Origin of the sequence: Ruegeria sp. HKCCD8929 (assembly GCF_013031405.1) — a bacterium.
Classification (GTDB): domain Bacteria; phylum Pseudomonadota; class Alphaproteobacteria; order Rhodobacterales; family Rhodobacteraceae; genus Ruegeria.
Map to the genome: position 1 here is coordinate 1 of NZ_WPZY01000088.1, position 4,782 is coordinate 4,782.

The 4,782-nt window shown below is 57.7% G+C and carries 3 protein-coding genes and 1 pseudogene; 2 read left to right on the forward strand and 2 right to left on the reverse strand.

The features are described from left to right. The first annotated feature begins 194 nt into the window (after window positions 1–194). Together GOX53_RS29675 and GOX53_RS28685 are read left to right on the forward strand one after the other, a co-directional pair. Complete coding sequence (locus tag GOX53_RS29675; protein ID WP_217351984.1) at window positions 195–401, forward strand: transposase; 207 nt, start codon at window positions 195–197, stop codon at window positions 399–401. Between the two features lie 175 nt (window positions 402–576). Continuing rightward, window positions 577–807: pseudogene (locus tag GOX53_RS28685) on the forward strand (transposase); the annotation flags it as partial. A 655-nt stretch (window positions 808–1,462) separates the two neighbouring features. Here the strand turns inward: GOX53_RS28685 and GOX53_RS28695 are convergent. Next, window positions 1,463–2,020 carry an invasion associated locus B family protein gene (locus tag GOX53_RS28695; RefSeq protein WP_171182293.1) on the reverse strand — a complete coding sequence of 186 codons (558 nt, stop codon included), beginning with the start codon at window positions 2,018–2,020 and terminating at the stop codon, window positions 1,463–1,465. Further along, window positions 2,001–4,782: autotransporter outer membrane beta-barrel domain-containing protein (locus tag GOX53_RS28700; RefSeq protein ID WP_217351986.1), on the reverse strand; the 2,782-nt coding region annotated here is incomplete at its 5' end. The genes GOX53_RS28695 and GOX53_RS28700, both read right to left, overlap by 20 nt.

Consider the following 4,782-nt stretch of genomic DNA (forward strand, 5'->3'; position numbering starts at 1 on the left):
CACGTCAGCGCCGCTGCAACTATTGCCTTGTGACCGATTGACAAGAATCGCAACGTCGCTCTGATTTTTTCGGCTCAAACACAATAATTTAGGTCATTCGCTTGGGAAATTTGAGAGCTTCGATAACGTACAAACTCTTTCGCACATTTGACCGTGACGGAGGCTCCTTTCACACTGTCTGAGAGGAGCAGAGAATGGATGACAACGAGAAACCCAAACCGATGGGGCAAGTGATACAGATCGACGAGGCGCGGATACGCGATCACCTCCTCGGCGAGATGGTTCGCGGCACCGTAGAAGAAGCGTTAAACGCGATGCTGGATGCCGAAGCTGACCGCTTGTGCGGTGCCAGCAAGTACGAGCGCACCGAAGGCCGCAAGGACACGCGGGCGGGCAGCTAGGAGCGATCGCTCGACACGAAGGCCGGTCCGGTGAAGCTGAAGATGCCGAAGCTGCGCAAGCAGACCTTCGAAACGGCCATCATCGAGCGATGTCCGGGATCAGCACTTGTGGGACTGATCAGAAGATTTTCATAACGGAAGGTATCTGGCTCATCTGAACCATCAAGGAGAGAAGATGAGACGGAAAATTGGAACCGACAAACCGACGGCCGAACGAGTCGTCAAAGACATTCGCCGCAAGACGCGGAAGCACCATTCAGCGGAAGAGAAGATCCGCATTGTGTTGGAGGACCTGCGCGGCGAAGAGAGTATCGCCGCTTTGTGCCGGCGCGAGGGGATCGCCACGAGTCTGTATTACTCGTGGCCGAAGGAGTTCCTGGAGGCGGGAAAAAAGCACCTGGCCGGCAGTTGCTGCTTGCAGCGATGAGAGGGAATGAAGACAACATGTTCTGGTCGGGCTGACACCGCGGGAACGCGATGCCTGAACCATGCGTCACGTTGTTTTCTTACCTTGGCACGGCGGCGTTCGGCGTCGACCCGCGACTTTTTTTGCACGAATAGCCGAGCCTTCGCAGAAAACGCCCTGTCGTATCGGGATGCGCGTGGACACCGGTCGCATCGAACAGAGCCGAGGCCAGCTCCGGCATCGTGATGTCGCCATCCTGGCTTATGATCTGCGCGAAAAAGGCGCGGTGCAGGTCCAGTTTGCCTTTGCCCTTCGGACGGCCCTGCGGTGCTGCTCGTGCACTCCCGTACGCCGGATCGCAAGCCCCCATCGCGCGCCTGTCGCAGGCGACAGCTTCAGCCGCAACGCCGCCGCGCGCCTGCTTAAACCTTCTTCAACTAATCTCTGAAATCGCACACGAAGCGCTTCCGGCAATGGTGCTGACATGATCCATCCTCCCAAACAGGATGAAGCACAAAATCCGCAACATGGGGATCCCAGCGATTCAGGTTGTTGGAAGGACGCTTTAGTGTCAATTCGAAATGAGTTGGTGCTATTTCCTCAGATAGTTGAGCGTAAAACCCCGGTTGGCGCGGCAATCACACTGTCCACGGCGCTATTGGAGCACTCGCAGCCGTTTGACAGCATCCTTGAACCCGTTGAGAGACAAATCGGCCCGTAGTGTCTGACCATTGATACTTGTCATGAGAACAGTAAGCGTCTGGGAGGACTGCAGGTTTTCCATTCCATCAGCATCCGGCGCAATATCAGCGACACACCCGACAGTTTGCAGGCAAGTCGAAAACCATCCAACCGGAAGTTCGCCATTCCCGGTAGAAAACCTGACGCCTTCCCCAAGCTGCAGACCAAATGGCGTGATCAGGGTCAGCTTGTCAGGATTTGCGGTGAAAACGGCGGAAATGACCCTTTGTTGTGTGTCGGCTTGCCTGAGCTCCTGAGAAACCTGGCAGGTGCGTATTGTTTCATCGCCCTCGGGCGCGTTGGCGGTTTTGCACTGCACTGCCCAGACACCATAGGTTTCTGACAGCGCGTTGGGCTCCTGCGCGGAACCTGCACTAGTTGTCAGTGCGAGCGCGACGACTGCGGGAAGCAGGCTTACCTTGCCGACATGCACAACTAAGTGTTTTACCGGTTCAGAACTCGATCTTGACACCAAAGCTGCCCCCCAAAGTTTTACCCGAACTCAGGCTCGTTCCGAGCACCGAACCAGCCGTCATTTCGGCATAGATTGCGGAGCGGGTTCCATTTGAGGAAAACCATTCATAAGAACCACCAAATCCGATTTCTCCCCGCCAGGGACGAGCTTCCTGTATCAGCGTGGTATCGTCTGACCGCACCGCAGTGGTCGCATCGAACTGGTGGAAAACATTGGCCGACAGGTAGATGTTGCTTTTCGCGTCGCCGCGGCCAGGCGATTGATATGCCAGGACGCCGCCCACCCGGACCTCCGAGGTCGAGCCATCTTCGAGCGAGACGATCTCACCATTCGCGCCGGTGAAACTGTCGAAATCCACGTCATAGTACATATATTGTATTTCTGGTGTGATCGAGAACGTATCGCTCAACGCAAAGGTCTTGCCGATCTCAAGAGAGGCTGCATAGCCCGAGCCGCTATTGTCCTCAACCAAGGGTGCCCCGTCAAAAGTCAATTCGCTTTCGAAATCCGCATATTGCAGCTGTGCGTCGACATACAAACCTGAATCGTCATACCACGTGAGGGTCGTGCCAATCCCTACAGCGTCAGTGTCGGCGGCCCCACTACCAATCGACGAAGTCCCGGACAGGGATGCGGACCCGTAGAAGGCACGGACACCACCGACAAGGCGGCCGCTCCCATACTCCCCGAGAAGTGTGTCCAGACCCATTTCAAACTTGTAGGTGCTGACGTCATAGTTGGAATCTGACACCCCAAGTTCCAGTGCGGTTGTTGAAGTTCTGAGGTCAAGGTCTGCCCTGCCGCCCGAGACCTTCATCCACAATCCGGCGTCAATGCAGTCTGGGCCAATCTGATCAGCAGCAGGTTGAATTCCGTTGCCACAAAACGGATCACCGCCTGCCAGCCACGCCCGACCTTGAACGCGGCGGCTATGACCTTCGAGCGTGTTCAGAGCATTCAGATTTTGCGGGTAGGCTTCATAGACCTGGTTCGACGGCAGGAACAGGCGCTGCAAGAACCACTGGGACCCATCCAGGACAAGCCCGTATGCAACCCCGCCAAGATCCAAGGTTCCGCCATCAAGCTGAAAATCGCCCTCAGAGGTTGCACCCTGAACGTCGACGAGGAGTATGTCATTGCCGCTGGCCTTGCCAGAGGAGATGTCCGCGACAAAGATCGTTGTCCCGCCGGCAACGACATCTCCGGAGATCACCAGCGTATCAGCCGTGTCACCTGTGGCATCGACGTCAATCTGCAGCGCCCCATCGCCGGAGTAATCGCCACTCACCGTAAGCGTGTCACCCACAACATCATCCTGAAGATCGATTGCTCCGGCATTGCGGATATTCCCGATGACGTTGATCATCGACATGGAGCCAGAGGTGTTTTGGTACCTGCCACCCGCAAGTGTCACCAGATCACCGGTCAGGTCAAAATCACCCCAGTTGCTGATGACACCATCTGCCCCCGCGATCATCCCATACCCGGGCCCACTGCCAACAGTCAGGATAGATCCAAATTCAACTGCGCCGTCAACAACGGTGATCGCTTCCCAGTTCTGGAAAGCAGACCCGTCCACTGTGCCATCCCAACCATCGAACAGGACATTGTCGTCCGCTCCGGCTCCTCCATCAACCAGACCGGTCAGGCCCGACAGATCCGCACTACCTGTGAAGGTCAGTGTGTCATCGCCATCGAGCATGTCAAAGCTTCCGGTGCCGGTCAGGGTGCCCGCGACATCGAAGGTATCGGTCCCGTCGGTAAAGCTGATCGCGCCATCCACGCTCACCGTCGCGCCTGCCAGAACAGACGCCGCGTTGATCCCGCTGATCGTCCCGGTCACATCCACAGTGCCCTCATCAACATTGACCGTGTCAAATGTCGACGTCGCGGGTCCGGTGATGTTCAGTGTCCCCGTCCCGGTCTTCAGCAGGGTCTCAAAGCCCGTCACCGCACCGATGCTGGCCACACCGTTGATGTCGGTATTGAAGGTATCCGTGCCAACACCACCATCGACAAGGCCGGTCACCATCGTGCCATCATGGATGGTGAACATGTCATCGCCTGCCCCCAGGGAAAGGGTGCCGGCCCCAGTGTCAAGCGTGCCGGAGACATCCAGCACATCCGCGCCGTCTCCCAGATCACCGGTCGCCAGAAGCGTAAGCGTGCTTGTCACCGTGACTGTGTTGACACCCGCAGATCCGGTGATCAGCGTCTGACCGCCCGCGCCATCGTCGACCGTGCCGTCAACGATCAGGCTCGTGTCATCCGCCATGGCGATCATGGCCGTGCCCAGCGTTCCGTCCACATCCAGCGTGCCGCCATTGATCGCGGTCCCGACCAAGAATGTCTGAGCCCCCGTCAGGATCAAAGTGCCGGTGTTGTCCTTCTGCAGGTTCTCGAAGTCCACAACCTGCGCGCCGTCAAAGGTCTGGGTTGTCGCCGTGTCAACAACAACCGTATCGCCGGTCGCTGTGTTGGAGCCGCCGTCAATCAGGCCGGTCAGACCCGACAGATCCGCACCATCCCGGAGGGTGAACGTGTCATCACCGTCCAGCATATCGACGGTTCCGGCACCGGTCAGGGCACCCGCGACATCAAACGTGTCACCGCCCGGGGTAAAATCGAGCGCACCGGCCAGATCCAGCGTCGCACCCGATGCAATGGTTGCCGTGCTCACATCGGAGATCGCAGCCCCGGCGGCCACATCCACAGTGCCGGCATTGACATTGACCGTGTCAAACATCGACGTCGCGGGT

Coding starts and splice junctions, on each gene's coding strand:
- GOX53_RS29675 (WP_217351984.1), top strand. CDS start 195: ATGGATGACAACGAGAAACCCAAACCGATGGGGCAAGTGATACAGATC.